This window comes from Maricaulis sp., assembly GCF_048269565.1.
GTDB lineage: Bacteria > Pseudomonadota > Alphaproteobacteria > Caulobacterales > Maricaulaceae > Maricaulis.
Genome location: NZ_JBLXIK010000002.1, coordinates 128,674 through 142,841 on the forward strand (window position 1 = coordinate 128,674; position 14,168 = coordinate 142,841).

Genomic DNA, 14,168 nt, shown 5'->3' on the forward strand with positions numbered 1-14,168 from the left:
AGGGCCTGAAATCGCAAAAAGATTCGTAGGGAACTAAGCCGATACGGTTAACAACCATCTATGGCCGTTCTGTGGAAAACAGAAGGTTTTGGCAGGCGACTGGTGCCAACTTGCTGACAACTGACGCCAGACACGAAAAAGCCGCGCCGGGGCCATGCCCGACGCGGCTTGATCAGAGGTTTGAAAAGCCTCAGCCCTTGAGCAATTCCGCCAGCGTAGTGCCGAGACGGGCCGGGCTTGGCGAGACGGTGATACCGGCGCGCTGCATGGCTTCGATCTTGTCTTCCGCGCCGCCCTTGCCACCGGAGACGATGGCGCCGGCATGGCCCATGGTGCGGCCGGCCGGAGCCGTGCGGCCGGCGATGAAGCCGACGGTAGGCTTGGAGCGGCCCTTCCTGGCCTCATCCATCAGGAATTGCGCCGCGTCTTCTTCGGCCGAACCGCCGATTTCGCCGATCATGATGATCGACTTGGTTTCGTCGTCGGCGAGGAAGAGCTCGAGCATGTCGATAAATTCGGTGCCCTTGACCGGGTCGCCGCCAATGCCGACAGCCGTGGTCTGGCCAAGGCCGACCTGGCTGGTCTGGAACACGGCTTCATAGGTCAGCGTGCCGGAGCGCGAGACGACGCCGACCGAGCCCTTTTTGAAGATCGAGCCCGGCATGATGCCGATCTTGCACTCTTCAGGGGTCAGGATGCCGGGGCAGTTCGGGCCGAGCAGGCGGGAACTGGACTTTTCCAACCGCGCCTTGACCTTGACCATGTCGAGCACCGGAATGCCCTCGGTGATGCAAACGATGAAGGGGATTTCCGCGTCGATGGCTTCGATGATCGCGGCGCCGGCCCCTGCAGGCGGCACATAGATCACCGAGGCATCGGCCTGGGTCGCGTCCTTGGCTTCGGCAACCGAGGCGAAGATCGGCAGGCTGGCGGCGCCATCAAGGCCGGACGACCAGGTCGTGCCACCCTTTTTCGGGTGCACGCCACCAACCATCTTGGTGCCGTAATAGGCCAGCGCCTGTTCGGTGTGGAAGGTGCCGGTCTTGCCGGTCAGGCCCTGAACAATGATGCGCGTGTCTTTATTGACGAGGATCGACATCTATTTGGCCTCCTTCACGGCGGCGACAATCTTCTGGGCCGCGTCGTCGAGATCGTCCGCAGCGATCACATTGAGACCGGATTCATTGATGATCTTCTTGCCGAGCGCGACATTCGTGCCCTCGAGGCGCACCACGAGGGGAACCTTCAGCCCGACTTCCTTCACCGCAGCGACAACGCCCTCGGCGATGACGTCGCAGCGCATGATGCCGCCGAAGATATTGACCAGAATGCCTTTGACGTTCGGGTCAGCGGTGATGATCTTGAAGGCGGCCGTGACTTTCTCGGTCGTGGCACCGCCACCGACATCGAGGAAATTGGCCGGCTCGGCGCCGTAGAGCTTGATGATGTCCATCGTCGCCATGGCGAGACCGGCACCATTGACCATGCAGCCGATATCACCGTCGAGGGCGACATAGGCGAGGTCATGCTTGGAGGCCTCGATTTCCTTGGCGTCTTCCTCGGTCGTATCGCGCAATTCCATGATGTCGGGATGGCGGAACAGGGCATTGCCGTCGAAGGAGACCTTGGCGTCGAGCACCCGCAGATGACCGTCTTCCATGACGATCAGCGGATTGACCTCGAGCATGCTCATATCCTTCTCGGTGAAGGCCTTGTAGAGAATTTTCGCCAGCGAACCCATGTCGGCACGCGCGGTGCCGGTCAGCTTCAGCGCATCGGAAATCCGTTCCGCATCGGCGTCGGTGACACCGGTGAGCGGTTCGATATTCAGGGTCTGGATCTTTTCCGGGGTCGAATGCGCGACGTCCTCGATATCCATGCCGCCTTCGGTCGAGACCACGAAAGCAACCTTGCCGGTTTCGCGATTGACCAGGATGGAGAGATAGAGTTCGCGATCAATATCGGCACCGTCCTCGATATAGAGACGATTGACTTGTTTGCCGGCCGGGCCGGTCTGGTGGGTGACCAGCGTGTTGCCCAGCATTTCCTTGGCGTTCTTGACCACATCTTCTTTCGAGAAGGCGAGACGAACGCCGCCCTTGGCGTCGGGGCCGAGCTCCTTGAACTTGCCCTTGCCGCGTCCGCCGGCATGGATCTGGGATTTGACGACCCAGAGCGGTCCGGGGAGCTTGTCGGCAGCGGCCTTGGCCTCGTCGACGGAGAAAATCGCAACGCCTTCGGCGACAGGCGCGCCAAAGCTCTTCAGGACGGCTTTCGCCTGGTGTTCATGGATATTCATGTGTGCGGGCCTCGCGGGGAGAGAACGACAGATAGGCCGGGTGAGACCCGCCTTATAACACCCGCCCGCGTCAGCGCAATGGCTTCACACGGGTCGGGATTCAATCAGATACGAACGATGTGCGCCTCATCGTCCGGCGGTATGGTTCGGTGAACAATTTCATTGAATTCAAGCGCCCTGAGCGGCGCGGGCCTGTCGGCATCGGGCCCTATCAGATCACCGCTGAACAGGCGCACACCCGCGCTGACCGAGGCGCCCAGCAGGGAAGCATTCTCGATCTGCGTCAGAAAAGTCTCCGCCTTCAGGCTCTGCGCCGCGGTCACCAGTCCCAGCACGGCCTGTACAGTGGCGGTCGCCACCTCACCTTCACCGAGCCGATAGGGAATTTCGGTCCCGAATGCGCCGACACCACAGCCATCAAAGCGGCGCAGGTCACTGACCCCATAGGGCAGCCGGGCGATGATCTGCGCCCCGAACGGCATCATCGAGCGAAACAATTCATGCATCTGCCCCACCGGGGCGCCGTCGGGAATCGCATCAATACGCAACAGGAAGTGCCGCCGGATCGGCACCGGCACCGCCTGCAGGATCGCGAAATACTGCATCCGCTCGGAGAGCGAGGAGATGGTGTCATAATGCACCGGAATGATAATACCGCAGCTGGCGCCCTCGGCGTGGAGCCGCTGGAAGCCGCGCTGGGCCGCCTTCGCCACGGAATGGTCAAGCAGGCGGTTGAGCGGCCTTGAATTGATCGCCGGAAAGGTGTCGCGCCCATAGGCCGGCCATCCATTCACGATGCGCCGCGCGACGCACAGATGGTGAGTGACGCTGTTGCGGCGCGCGTCCCAGCACGGTTTGAAAACAATCTCGTCCCAGGGGATACTCGGGGTCCTGGCACCCGGTTCCGTCCAGCGCCGCGTCGCCGGGGCCGGTGACGATTCCGGCCCGGCCTCGCGCCAGCCGGCAACGTCCCGCGCCGCGCCGGCCTGGTCCGGGCCAGGTGCTGGGGGAACCGGCAAATCCTGAGGCTGGGCCCTGGCAATGATGTCGAGGAATTCCTCCGGCGAAACCGTGCGTGACTCCGCCACCATTTTCAGCGCGTTGAGCGCCCGGTCCCCGAGAAAGAACGCCGACAGTTCGTCAAGGATTTCCCCGACCCTGACCGCCGCGGAATCACCGGTCAATTGGCTGAAAATAATAAGAAAACCGCCCTGGCAACGGAAGACGACATCATCGGGGTCGAGGCGCTTTTCGATGAAATGGGCACTGACATCATAGATCTTGGCACGCAGCGGCTGCCAGCTATCGCCCGCGCGCGCTTTCAACTCCGCAAGATTGAGGAACTGGAACTGCCCCATCTCGACGTCCGCCCGCCCGGCCAGCGCCAGTTTGAGCTTCATCTTGAGTTCAGCCTGCATTCCCGTCGTGCTCCCTGCCCCCTAGGAAACACCCGGGCCCCTAGGAAACACCCGGGAGTGCAAACAGACCGTTACCACAACCATGGATGCAGCATCGCGCCCGCCGCTACCGGCACGGCATGGCCGTCTATCGCAAGGTCGCGACGATCATCCCGTCAACAGACAACGCCCCGCCGCCGCGCACACAAAGATAGAACGCCACCGCACCGTAAACGGCTGCACTGGTCCAGGCCTGCGGGGCGACCCACCAGGCGAAGACCGCCGTCGCCAACAGCAGCGCGAGCCCGACAAACCGCGTAAGAAACCCGACCGCCAGCATGGCTGCCGCCAGATGTGCACCCCAGACCGCGATCTGGGCCAATTGTTCCGGCGTGATGAAGGGCACGGCCCAGACCCCGGCCGCACTGACGGCCGACGGCACCACATCCGGCCAGTCACCGGCATGCGCCCGCCCCCAGACCCACAACCCGGGTATCAGCGACCAGCGAATTGCCGCACCGACGATCCAGTCCGGCATGAAGCGCTCGGCGCGAACCGTCGTTTTTATTTCCTGCATGCCAGTCCCCGCTTGCCCCTGCCTCCATTGGAGACCGTCTGCCGGCAAGCATGCCCGGACGGCGTCATACTGGCAATCGAATGCACCTAACGCGCGAACCGGGGCCCGGCCCAGTGGTCAATCGAGAGCCGGCCGGGACCATGGGCGGCGATATAGAGCGCCAGAACCACCCACAGTGCGTGCGTTCCCCACCAGGCATCCGGATAGACGAATACCTGGATCACCAGCGTCATCCCGAGCAGGGCGAGCGCCGAGAAGCGGGTCAGCACACCCAGGACGAGCAGAATCGGAAGTACGAATTCCGCCAGGGTCGCCATCCATGCGGCAATCTCCGTCGGGACCAGGGGAAGCGCGTATTCATTCTCGAACAGGTTCAGGGTCGAGGGCTTCAGGCTGAGCGGGAGTTCCGGCAGGCGCAGGTATGAACGCTGCACCGCGAAGTCATTGATCATCTCGGTATAGCCGAACACGCCGAACGTCTCGACCTTGGTCAGGAGCGAACGCCAGAATACGCCCGCCAGGGTCAGGCGCGCCAGCACGCGCAAGACATCGCCTGCGAGGAGAGTCTGCAGCTGGCCAGTCAGGCGCTGATGGATCTGATGCAGGCGCGCAGGCAGTGCCGCCATCGGGGCCGGGAGGGTCATGGAGTGTTTCCCTTGAGGATCGAATGGGTGAGAGCTTCGCCGAACAGGGCTGCCGCATCGCCGGCTGGGTCGAGCGAGAGAAGGTGTTCGGCCGCCGCTTCAAGATTTTGGCCCTGTGCCAGCGCCGTGAAAAACGCCTGCTCACCCGGCGTCAGGGCGCGATGCCTGACGACGCCGCGATGTCGCCACACAAGCGCAGACGCCGGCTCCGGCCTGAGGACGACAGTCCCGACCGGCTCTGAAGCCTCGCGATTGCGGCGCCAGATCTCATAGACCGGCCAGGGTGAGGACCAGAGGCTGACCGAGGGGTGCAGACCGGGCGCGAGATTCGGCAGATCGTGCGGCGGCAGCCCCGCAATCCGACCCGGATCAAGAGCCGGGAAGTCGCTGGCATGGTGGGCCTCAAGCCAAGCGCGGTCGAGACGGGCGATATCGGCCAGATAGACCAGATCCGCTGCCGGAGCGTAACCGGTGATGAAGTCCGCAAAACCGGCGCCATACAGGCTCAGTGACGGCTCGGCCGGGGGCGACACCTCCCAGTAGGCCCGCGCCATGCTTGCGAAAAACTCGGCCCCGACCAGCCGTGCCACAGCGGGGTAGGCGGACCGCAAGGCCTCGGTGATCCCGTGCACGACATTATTGCGGTAGACCGCCATGCGCCGCAGCGCCACCGGCGTGGTGAGCCGCGCCTCGATCGCCGCTGGATCACCGGAACGGATGGCTGCAGCGAAATCCTCGTGGAAATGATCAGGCATCGGCGCCCGCCTGTTCCATCGCGGCATCCAGCACGCCCTGGGCCCGCTCGCGCTCGACCAGCAACGTGTCGAATGACGGCAGGTTATTGTCACGCTCGATCAGAACCGGCCGCGGCCCGATGCGTTCGATCACGGCCCCGTACAGCGCCCAGACCGGGTCGGCGACAGGGGCGCCATGGGTATCAATCAGCAATTCGTCGCCCAGCCCTGCATCCACCTCATGACCCGCCAGATGAATCTCGCCGACGGCGGCAGCGGGAATCGTATCGAGCCAGGCGGAGATATCGAAACCGAGATTGTGGGCGCTGACATGCAGGTTGTTGACGTCGAGCAACAGGCCGCAGCCGGTGCGGCGCACGGTCTCGGCAAGAAAATCCGCTTCCGGAATATCCTCGCGCAGCGGCAGATAGCGGGACGGGTTTTCGATCAGCACCCGACGCCCCAGCGCCGTCTGCATCGCATCGACGTGCGAACAGAAACGATCAAGGGCCGCCCGGGTCATCGGAGTCGGCAGGAGATCGTTGAAATAGGTGCCCGAATGGACCGACCAGGCCAGGTGCTCTGATATGCGCACCGGCTCATAGCGGTCGAGCAGACGCTTCCAGCGCTGCAGGTGCATGGTATCAGGCGGTTCCAGCCCGCCCAGCGACATCCCCACTCCGTGAAGCGATAGCGGCCGCTGCGCCCGGATGGCATCGAGCCAGGCCAGACGCGGACCGCCGGCCGACATGTAATTCTCGGGATGAACCTCGAACCACAGGCCGGCCGCCTGCTCGTCCAGTGCCGGGCGAAAATGCTCCGGCTTCAGGCCAAGACCTGCTGAGGGGGATATTTCAGGACTGCACAAGCGACATCGCCTCACGCTGCGCTGTCGGGGGAACAGCGCATTTGTGGAAAGCCGGGGTTACGGGCGCTCGATTGGCGTCAGCGAACCATGGCCATAGGGCGTCTCGATGGACTCGCAGGTGCCGGCCGGAACGTTGGTCCAGGCATTACCCTGAAAGTCCACGGTCGAGGTGCCGGCGCAGGATGTGCCGGGGCCGGCGGCGCAATCATTCTCGCCGGCCAGTGCAACGCCGTAGCAATGCTCCATCGCGGGCTCACCGTGTGCATCCTGGGCCTGCGCCACGGCCGCAGAAAGCGACAGGGCGAGAGCGGATGCCGTGAGGGCAGTGATCGTGGTGATTTGGGTACGGGATTTCATGTGACTTCATCTCCAGAATCTGGTCGGCCGGTGGTTGGGGGGGACGTGCATGAGCGGCCGACAACCGGACCCTATCCGCAGGGGAGCGGAAGGCCAGTAACGACCTCGTCCGGCGGTTTCACCAATCCGTTATCGCTGTGGTGATGAAATGTGACTGCCCGCACTCAGGCCCGGTTATTGACCGGCATACATGGTCATGCGGCCGGTCTGTTCACCGAACACAACCGTCTCATAGCTGCCTCGCAGCGGCCGTTCGGCCGGGCAGGCCTCGTCGCGGCCGACGCGCGGCGTGGCGAAGACCGGCCCCTCGGCATTGTCTGTCATGCAGAGCAGCCCGCCACCGGTCAGGTGGTCGGGACCGGGCGCCAGCAATACCTGCCGGTCACGCGGAAAATCGCGATAGATCACCCGACACTCACCGGCGCCCAGCACCTGCCAGGCCCGGAATTCCATGGTGCCGTCAGCCATCAATTCCCCCACTGAAGCCGGCACCGGCCCGTGCCCGGGATTACACACCTCCAGCTCACGCACAAATTCGGCCATGCCGCGCCGATCCGTCGGCGCTCCGGAGCAGAGGCCGGCATCCGCGGCTCCAAGATCCTCGCAGCGAATCCGGTGGCCGACGCGGCCGAAATTGCGGCCACCCGGTCCACGGTGGCTGGTCGCCTCGATCGGCAAGCGGGTAAACGGGCGCGCCTGGCGCCCGGCGGAGCAGGGCGGAGCGGACGCCTGGGTCAATGTCGCATCAGCGGGAACACAATAGGTTTGCGCGGTTTCACGCGCCGGCCAGGTCCAGCTACCCGACATCACATGCAGATCGAGATCATCCCCGACCACGCCATTGAGCGCCCCGTTGAGACACTCGCCCGGCGCGATCATGAACCAGCTTCTCAGGGTGCGCGATTGAGCCGGCGTCGTCCGGTAGGCGGCCGCAGCGGCGACGGCAAATCCGGTCTGGTTACAAACCTCGAGCAACACGTCCCGCGGCGCTTGGGCCTGAACCGGGGCACAGATTCCAAAGGCAAGAAACAGGGCAAAGAAGCCAGCACGCATACGAGTCTCCATCGAAGCGATGTTTGCGGCCCGGCGGCGCAAGGTCAACCCGGAATGCCTCTGGCCGGCAAGGCTATGCGCGTCTGGCCCTCATCCCGCTCCGGCCGGCTCTGGCAGGGCAAGAAACTGCATCGGCATGCCGGCAATATCGATCCGCACGATGCGTCCGCTTTCGATATCGACGAAAATATCATTCGCCGGTTCGCCGCCTCGTTGTTCGAGGCGAAGCGTGGTGAACACCCCCGCCGGCGTTTCGACATCAACCTGTTCAGCGGCCGTGAGAACAACAGGCTCGACACTGTCCGAGGTCGGTTCATACCAGTCCATCGCGAAACGTTGTCCAAGCTCGAGCGGCGCGACAGCGGCGAGCAGGAACAGTGTCGCCCGGGCGATGGTGCCCTCAGGCAGTTCCTGGTTCACAGGCCGTGTCGCGTCATCCTGGCCCGGAGCGACCAGCCGGCGCTCACCGGTCGCGGTGTCGTCATCGAAGGCGACGTCGATCTGGTAATAGTTGCTGGCCTGATGAAGGCGAATGTGGAACTCGAGCGGAGCCAGGCTGGCCGTTTCCACGCGACCTTCCAGCGTCTCGTAGAGCTCGCGCGAGGCCCACATCGAGCGGTCATAGATGTGGATTTCATCACCTCGGCGGTACCAGCCCAGCCGCATGAAACCGTCCTCCTCGCCTTCATAGAAAAGGCCGAGATGGACCTCCCCCTGTTGCAGAGCGGCCTCGTCGGCACGCGACCTCCAATCCTCGACCTGGGCGTCGGCCATAGTGGCCGACATCAGCAATCCGGCCGCAGCCCCCATCAAATATTTCAAACCCGTTTCTCCTCGATCCACTCAGGCCAGACCGTCTCACCGCGAGGCTCTCGCGAACATGGAGGGAAGATGAACCGGCGATCACAGACTCGCGAGCAGCACCGTGTGCATCAGCCGGCCCGGGATGAAGGACAACAGGCCCGGAATGATCAGGGCACCGTAGAAGAGCCCCATAACCTGGCCACGATGGCCTTTCCGGTCACCCCGGCGGGCGGAGAGGACGAGACGGAAGACGCCAATAATCGTCAGCGGCACGAAAATATGGATGAAGGAGAAATCGCCGCCATTGATCTGCCGGATGAAAATCGCACTGATCGCAGCCGACGTCATCAGCAGGACGAACAGGATCCCCATCGTGCGGTGCGGCAGGTTTCCCTTCGGCGCAAACATCTGGATGGACCCGATCAGCAGCGCCCCGACGGCACTGAAAACATGCAGCTGGACGACGAAGGGGGCAGACAGGAAGGCTTCGGTATTCATGGTGTTCTCCTCGGTTGTTGCAGGCCGTGGGGAGACAGAAAGACCGGTTGCGCCGGCCATTGAAGCGCGATTGCGCAAACGGGCTGATGCTCTGCGCGAAATGCGCTAGGTGTTGATCCACGCTTCGTGAATGGACGTCATGATCAGGACAGAATTTATCAACGGCCTGCTGCCCGCCCTCGCCACCATCCTGGTTCTGGGCAGTTTCCTGTCGGTGCTCGGCCCGTATCAGACACATCAGCTCGGGTTTCCGGGCGTCTGGTTCTATTGGACCGGCCTGATGTGTGTCGGCTGGTTGTCCAACACACTGGTGACCCTGGTGCTGCGCCACATCACCGGCGACTGGCCCCGTCTGGCCCATTATGCCCTCGCCTCATTCCTGATCAGCATTCCGGTCACCATCGGGGTTGCGAGCATCCAGGCCCTGATCTCCCGCCCGTTCACGCTCGAGGCCCTGCCGATAGTCTTCATCTTCGTCTGGGTGATATCCGCGGCGGTGACCGCGCTGGGATGGCTGATGGACCGTCGCAACGCGGCGCCGGAAGCGCCGGCGGTCGGGCGTGCCCTGCTCGACAAACTGCCACCGCGGCTGCAACGGGCGCCGCTGCTGGCCTTGCAGTCGGAAGATCACTACCTGCGCGTCCACACCGCCGCCGGAGACGCCCTGATCCTGATGCGCCTGAGCGATGCAATGGCCGCCGCCGAAGGACTGGATGGACGTCAGACCCATCGTTCCTGGTGGGTGGCGCGCGCGGCAGTCGATACGGTGTCACGCGGGGATGGGCGCGCGACACTGACCCTGAACAATGGTGTGCAGGCGCCGGTCAGCCGCACCCATGCCCCCGGCCTGCGCGAGGCGGGCTGGTATTGAACCACGCGGCGATCTGCGACGGCATGCCGCCTGCGCGCAAGCTTGCCCGCAGCGGCACCACGTCACACACTCGCGCCCGTTCGCCACAGCCTGCAGGATGACCGCGCCGATGAACCCAATGATCGATTTCAAACTGAACCCGGACCTCGATGTCGCGCATTATGCCCGCCTCTACGCTGAAACCGGCTTGGTGCAGATCCCCGGCATCCTGTCCGAGGACACCGCGAATGCGGTGCATGAAATGCTGGCGCACCAGATGTCCTGGCGACTCGCCTTCGTCGCGCCCGATGGCGGCCAGGTCGCCGACTATGGCTCCGTCGTCTGTCTCGACCAGGCCGAGATGCAGGCGCTGGGTCGTCAGGGCATGCAGGAAATTCTCGGCGGGGTCATGGAGATGGCGCGCAAGAATATCGGCTTTCTCTACTCGTCCTATCCGATGATCCAGGCCTATTCGGAGGGTTGGGATCCCGGTCATCCGATCCACCAGCTGACCGAATTCATGAACTCGCCGGCCTTCCTCGATTTTGGCCGCCAGGTGATCGGCGCACCCCGTCTGACCAAGGCCGACTGCCAGGCGACCCTGTATTCACGCGGCCACTTCCTCACCCGCCACCGCGATGACGGCATGAATAACGAGCGCCGCGCCGCCTATACATTCGGCTTCACGCGTGACTGGCAGACGGATTGGGGCGGGCTGTTGATGTTTCTCGACGAGCAGCAGGACGTGTCACGCGCACTGATGCCACGCTTCAACGTCCTGTCGCTGTTCGACGGTCACCGAATACATTCGGTCAGCCCGGTTTCGCCCTTTGCCGGTGCAGGCCGTTACCAGGTCACCGGCTGGCTGCGTGACGATCTGCCCGCCTTTTTCTCCTGATCGCGGCTCAGTGCGCCAGCAACAGGGCGAACGCCGTACCGTCGATCAGACCGGTCGTCTCGTCGCGCCCGATCGCCCGCACCAGGGCCGGCGCTCCGAAACCGCCCATCACCAGAAGATCGGCGCGGCTTGCCGTCGCGGCCTCGATCAGCGCCTTGGCAGCGCTGCGCCCTTCCAGCGGTACGGTGCTGGTCGAGGTGACGATGCCATGCAGGTCGAGATAGGCGGAAACAGCCGACAGCTGATCGGAGGCTTCGGCATCGCCGCCGGCATGCAGCAGTGCGACAGCCTTGGCGGTCTCAAGCATTGGCATGGCACCGACCGTCGCGCGCATCGCCTCGAGCGAGCCGTCCCAGGCAATCGCCATGCGGTCAAAGCCCGCCTTCGCGTCGCGCGCGGCCGGCAAGAGCAGGACCGGCCGGCCCGACTGGGTCGCCGCCATGCTGATCGACTGCAATTGATGGGCACCGGCACGGCCTTCCGGCTTGGCCATCACCAGAAGGTCACACAGACGCCCCTCATCGGCGAGCGCCTCGTCGGGAAGGCCGACATACTCGATGAATTTGCCGATCACCGCATCATCGGCCTCGTCGGCGACGGTGTTGAACGCCGCGTGCGCGCTGTCACTGGCCGCCGCAGCCGCATCAGCCAGCGCCTCGAGCACGGCCTCCATGCCGTAGGTCGAGAAGGAGTCACCGAGGAAATCGGCGCCGCTGGCCAGATTGCGGCGGACGAACAGGGCATCGAGACGCGCAGCATATTGCCGGCACAGCTCCACCCCCTGGCGCAGCACCGGCGCATCGGCTTCGGAACCATCGAGCATGACCACAATACGACGCAGTTTCATGATGCTGTCTCCAATCAAGGTTTTGCTAGCGCTTGTGCACCGCGGCTTGTTTGCGCCTGGCGCGCCAGTCATCGGCACTCTGGCCCCAGACATCAACCAGAATGCCAAAGCCGGGAACCTCGACCTCCTCGCCAGTATTGGACGAACCGAGCCGCGCCGCGACGGCCTGGCTGCCATGATTGTCGGCGTGGATCAGGTGAATGACGCTATCCCAGCCCAGCGTGTCGAAGACGTGGTCCATGCAGGCGGCAGCGGCCTCGGTCGCATAGCCCTTGCCCCAGCTGGCCCGGTTGAGGGTCCAGCCGATTTCCGGTTGCGGCCAGCCATGCGGATTCCACGGCCCGACGCGCCCGAGCCATTGGCCGCTTTCCTTTTCGATCACCGAGAAAAATCCGTAACCGCGCAATTGCCAATGGCCGACGATTCCGCACAGGCCGCGCCAGGCCAGCGGCGGCGTCTGGACACCACCGATGAAGCGGGCAACCTCCTCATCGGCCATCAGCGCGCAGAGCGGTTCAAAGTCTGAAATGTCCGGTGCGCGCAGCACGAGGCGGTCGGTTTCGAGGACGGGTGTGATCATGCCCTGAAAGCGACACCACGCCGCCACAAAGGTCAAGTAGAAGCGCATGTGGAGCAGGTGCCTGGAGCACCGCTCGACCGGCCTTCTGCGCCGTTGCCGCCGGCCTGGCGCGGACATTGCAGAGTATAAGTTGAAACGGCCTTTGGGAGAGCACCCGCTGCTATGGACGCCAAGAACCGTCCCGGAGTGATACGATTGCTGATCTACATGCTGGCTGCGGCGGGCATGACAGGAGGTTTTGCGGGCTGGATTCAGTCCAGCGATGCCGTGCTATGGACGGCGAGCCTCAACCTGCCGGACTGGACACCGACCGGTATTGTACCGGTCATCCTCTCGATCGTGATCAATCAAATGATCGCTATCAGCCTCTGGGTCACGCAGCGCAGCGACACCGGGGCGATTCGTTTCGTCGCGGCCGCGCTGCAAATCGGACTCGTGATCGGGTTGGCACTCAAGGTCTGCATCACGTTTGGCGGGCAGGATATCAAGGCGGCCTTTCTCACCTCACTCGGTCTGTGGGTTTATGCGGTCCTGGCGCTGGCCGTTGTGGGCCGTTGCTCCAGACCAGCCGGTTGGCTGCTCTGGCCGCTATTTGCCTGGCTGACCTTCAGTGTCATCCTGAGTTTCGAGGTCTTGCGCCTCAACGACGCATCATCATTCGTTGGAGGCCTCTGAGCCCAAGCGCCCTTTGGAAACACAAGAACGGCCGCCGGATCACTCCGACGGCCGTCTTTTTGAACTCAGTTCAGGCGTCGATCAGCCCAGCGTCGGGTCCAGCGCCTTGCAGGCGGCAACCAGGCCTTTGACCGAGTCGACGGAGACGTCGAACATCGCCTGCTCTTCGGCATTGAGCGAAATCTCGACGACTTTCTCGACACCGCCGGCACCGATCACGACCGGGACACCGACATACATGTCGGTCTGGCCAAATTGGCCGGTCAGGTGCGCGGCGCAGGGCAGGACGCGTTTCTTGTCACGCAGATAGGCGGTCGCCATCTCGATGGCGCTTTCGGCCGGCGCGTAGAAAGCGGAACCGGTGCCGAGCAGGGCAACGATCTCGCCGCCACCGCCACGGGTGCGCTTGACGATTTCTTCCATCTTGGCCTCGGTCGACCAGCCCATCTCGATCAGATCGGGAACCGGTATGCCGGCGACGGTGGAGTAACGCAGCAGCGGCACCATGGTGTCGCCGTGGCCGCCCATCACGAAGGCGGTGACGTCTTCAACCGAGACGCTGAATTCATCGGCCAGGAAGTGGCGGAAGCGGGCGCTGTCGAGCACGCCGGCCATGCCGACGACCTTGTTGTGCGGCAGACCGGAGAATTGGCGCAGGGCCCAGACCATGGCGTCGAGCGGATTGGTGATGCAGATCACGAAAGCGTTCGGGGCGTGCTTGGCGATGCCTTCGCCAACGGCCTTCATGACTTTCAGATTGATGCCGAGCAGATCATCGCGGCTCATGCCGGGCTTGCGCGGCACGCCGGCGGTGACGATGCAGACATCGGCACCGGCAATGGCGGCATAATCATCGGCGCCGGCCAAAGCGGAATCCTTGCCAAAAACCGGGCTGGCTTCGGCGATGTCGAGGGCCTTGCCCTTGGCAACACCGGCAGCAATGTCGAACAGCACGACATCACCGAGTTCTTCACGCGCGGCGATATGGGCCAAAGTGCCACCGATCATACCGGATCCGATGAGCGCAATCTTGTTACGGGCCATGGGGAGAGCTCCTCTTGAGGGAAGTGAATTGCTGCAGTGCGGT

Annotated in this window: 17 protein-coding genes; 3 read left to right on the top strand and 14 right to left on the bottom strand. The window is 63.6% G+C overall.

Translation table 11 applies throughout. From position 1 onward, the window contains the following. Positions 1-190: 190 nt before the first annotated feature. The 11 genes from sucD to ACN0YL_RS04095 all read right to left on the bottom strand — a co-directional run bounded on the left by sucD (position 191) and on the right by ACN0YL_RS04095 (position 9,231). Positions 191-1,099 (bottom strand): succinate--CoA ligase subunit alpha, encoded by a 909-nt coding sequence (gene sucD, locus ACN0YL_RS04045; protein ID WP_417497126.1) that lies wholly within the window; start codon positions 1,097-1,099, stop codon positions 191-193. After that, entirely contained in the window at positions 1,100-2,299 is a 1,200-nt protein-coding gene (gene sucC, locus ACN0YL_RS04050) for an ADP-forming succinate--CoA ligase subunit beta (protein WP_417497127.1), read from the bottom strand. It abuts the gene before it with no gap. Between the two features lie 104 nt (positions 2,300-2,403). After that, positions 2,404-3,717, bottom strand: a complete 1,314-nt coding sequence (locus ACN0YL_RS04055; protein ID WP_417497128.1) for a hypothetical protein — start codon at positions 3,715-3,717, stop codon at positions 2,404-2,406. Positions 3,718-3,844: 127 nt separating this feature from the next. Beyond that, on the bottom strand, positions 3,845-4,273 hold the full coding sequence (locus ACN0YL_RS04060; RefSeq protein WP_417497129.1) for a DoxX family protein: 429 nt from the start codon (positions 4,271-4,273) through the stop codon (positions 3,845-3,847). Positions 4,274-4,359: 86 nt separating this feature from the next. Beyond that, positions 4,360-4,917 (bottom strand): DoxX family protein, encoded by a 558-nt coding sequence (locus tag ACN0YL_RS04065; RefSeq protein WP_417497130.1) that lies wholly within the window; start codon positions 4,915-4,917, stop codon positions 4,360-4,362. Then, positions 4,914-5,672 (bottom strand): DNA-binding domain-containing protein, encoded by a 759-nt coding sequence (locus ACN0YL_RS04070; protein ID WP_417497131.1) that lies wholly within the window; start codon positions 5,670-5,672, stop codon positions 4,914-4,916. The genes ACN0YL_RS04065 and ACN0YL_RS04070 overlap by 4 nt, the downstream gene beginning before the upstream one ends. After that, on the bottom strand, positions 5,665-6,504 hold the full coding sequence (locus ACN0YL_RS04075) for a DUF692 domain-containing protein (protein WP_417492141.1): 840 nt from the start codon (positions 6,502-6,504) through the stop codon (positions 5,665-5,667). The genes ACN0YL_RS04070 and ACN0YL_RS04075 overlap by 8 nt, the downstream gene beginning before the upstream one ends. 72 nt (positions 6,505-6,576) lie before the next feature. Further along, positions 6,577-6,876, bottom strand: a complete 300-nt coding sequence (locus ACN0YL_RS04080; protein ID WP_417492023.1) for a DUF2282 domain-containing protein — start codon at positions 6,874-6,876, stop codon at positions 6,577-6,579. A gap of 174 nt (positions 6,877-7,050) precedes the next feature. Continuing rightward, complete coding sequence (locus tag ACN0YL_RS04085; protein WP_417497132.1) at positions 7,051-7,929, bottom strand: hypothetical protein; 879 nt, start codon at positions 7,927-7,929, stop codon at positions 7,051-7,053. Between the two features lie 90 nt (positions 7,930-8,019). Beyond that, on the bottom strand, positions 8,020-8,751 hold the full coding sequence (locus ACN0YL_RS04090; protein ID WP_417492025.1) for a hypothetical protein: 732 nt from the start codon (positions 8,749-8,751) through the stop codon (positions 8,020-8,022). A gap of 81 nt (positions 8,752-8,832) precedes the next feature. Then, positions 8,833-9,231 carry a DUF2306 domain-containing protein gene (locus tag ACN0YL_RS04095; protein ID WP_417492026.1) on the bottom strand — a complete coding sequence of 133 codons (399 nt, stop codon included), beginning with the start codon at positions 9,229-9,231 and terminating at the stop codon, positions 8,833-8,835. Positions 9,232-9,370: 139 nt separating this feature from the next. On the opposite strand from ACN0YL_RS04095, the gene ACN0YL_RS04100 reads away from it, so the two are divergent. Together ACN0YL_RS04100 and ACN0YL_RS04105 are read left to right on the top strand one after the other, a co-directional pair. Continuing rightward, positions 9,371-10,102: a LytTR family DNA-binding domain-containing protein gene (locus tag ACN0YL_RS04100; RefSeq protein WP_417492027.1), complete on the top strand. Its 732-nt coding sequence runs from the start codon at positions 9,371-9,373 to the stop codon at positions 10,100-10,102. Between the two features lie 118 nt (positions 10,103-10,220). Further along, positions 10,221-10,979, top strand: coding sequence for a 2OG-Fe(II) oxygenase (locus ACN0YL_RS04105; RefSeq protein ID WP_417492028.1), 759 nt, complete (start codon positions 10,221-10,223; stop codon positions 10,977-10,979). Positions 10,980-10,986: 7 nt separating this feature from the next. Here ACN0YL_RS04105 and ACN0YL_RS04110 read toward each other — a convergent pair whose 3' ends face one another. Both ACN0YL_RS04110 and ACN0YL_RS04115 read right to left on the bottom strand, forming a co-directional pair. Further along, entirely contained in the window at positions 10,987-11,826 is an 840-nt protein-coding gene (locus ACN0YL_RS04110) for a universal stress protein (protein WP_417492029.1), read from the bottom strand. A 25-nt stretch (positions 11,827-11,851) separates the two neighbouring features. Continuing rightward, positions 11,852-12,406, bottom strand: a complete 555-nt coding sequence (locus tag ACN0YL_RS04115; RefSeq protein ID WP_417497133.1) for a GNAT family N-acetyltransferase — start codon at positions 12,404-12,406, stop codon at positions 11,852-11,854. A gap of 162 nt (positions 12,407-12,568) precedes the next feature. Between ACN0YL_RS04115 and ACN0YL_RS04120 the strand changes: the two genes are divergently transcribed. Continuing rightward, positions 12,569-13,081 carry a tryptophan-rich sensory protein gene (locus tag ACN0YL_RS04120; RefSeq protein ID WP_417497134.1) on the top strand — a complete coding sequence of 171 codons (513 nt, stop codon included), beginning with the start codon at positions 12,569-12,571 and terminating at the stop codon, positions 13,079-13,081. Positions 13,082-13,162: 81 nt separating this feature from the next. Here ACN0YL_RS04120 and mdh read toward each other — a convergent pair whose 3' ends face one another. Next, entirely contained in the window at positions 13,163-14,125 is a 963-nt protein-coding gene (mdh, locus tag ACN0YL_RS04125; RefSeq protein ID WP_417492032.1) for a malate dehydrogenase, read from the bottom strand. Positions 14,126-14,168 lie beyond the last annotated feature (43 nt).

Coding starts and splice junctions, on each gene's coding strand:
- sucD (WP_417497126.1), bottom strand. CDS start 1,099: ATGTCGATCCTCGTCAATAAAGACACGCGCATCATTGTTCAGGGCCTG.
- sucC (WP_417497127.1), bottom strand. CDS start 2,299: ATGAATATCCATGAACACCAGGCGAAAGCCGTCCTGAAGAGCTTTGGC.
- ACN0YL_RS04055 (WP_417497128.1), bottom strand. CDS start 3,717: ATGCAGGCTGAACTCAAGATGAAGCTCAAACTGGCGCTGGCCGGGCGG.
- ACN0YL_RS04060 (WP_417497129.1), bottom strand. CDS start 4,273: ATGCAGGAAATAAAAACGACGGTTCGCGCCGAGCGCTTCATGCCGGAC.
- ACN0YL_RS04065 (WP_417497130.1), bottom strand. CDS start 4,917: ATGACCCTCCCGGCCCCGATGGCGGCACTGCCTGCGCGCCTGCATCAG.
- ACN0YL_RS04070 (WP_417497131.1), bottom strand. CDS start 5,672: ATGCCTGATCATTTCCACGAGGATTTCGCTGCAGCCATCCGTTCCGGT.
- ACN0YL_RS04080 (WP_417492023.1), bottom strand. CDS start 6,876: ATGAAATCCCGTACCCAAATCACCACGATCACTGCCCTCACGGCATCC.
- ACN0YL_RS04085 (WP_417497132.1), bottom strand. CDS start 7,929: ATGCGTGCTGGCTTCTTTGCCCTGTTTCTTGCCTTTGGAATCTGTGCC.
- ACN0YL_RS04095 (WP_417492026.1), bottom strand. CDS start 9,231: ATGAATACCGAAGCCTTCCTGTCTGCCCCCTTCGTCGTCCAGCTGCAT.
- ACN0YL_RS04100 (WP_417492027.1), top strand. CDS start 9,371: ATGATCAGGACAGAATTTATCAACGGCCTGCTGCCCGCCCTCGCCACC.
- ACN0YL_RS04105 (WP_417492028.1), top strand. CDS start 10,221: ATGATCGATTTCAAACTGAACCCGGACCTCGATGTCGCGCATTATGCC.
- ACN0YL_RS04110 (WP_417492029.1), bottom strand. CDS start 11,826: ATGAAACTGCGTCGTATTGTGGTCATGCTCGATGGTTCCGAAGCCGAT.
- ACN0YL_RS04115 (WP_417497133.1), bottom strand. CDS start 12,406: ATGATCACACCCGTCCTCGAAACCGACCGCCTCGTGCTGCGCGCACCG.
- ACN0YL_RS04120 (WP_417497134.1), top strand. CDS start 12,569: ATGGACGCCAAGAACCGTCCCGGAGTGATACGATTGCTGATCTACATG.
- mdh (WP_417492032.1), bottom strand. CDS start 14,125: ATGGCCCGTAACAAGATTGCGCTCATCGGATCCGGTATGATCGGTGGC.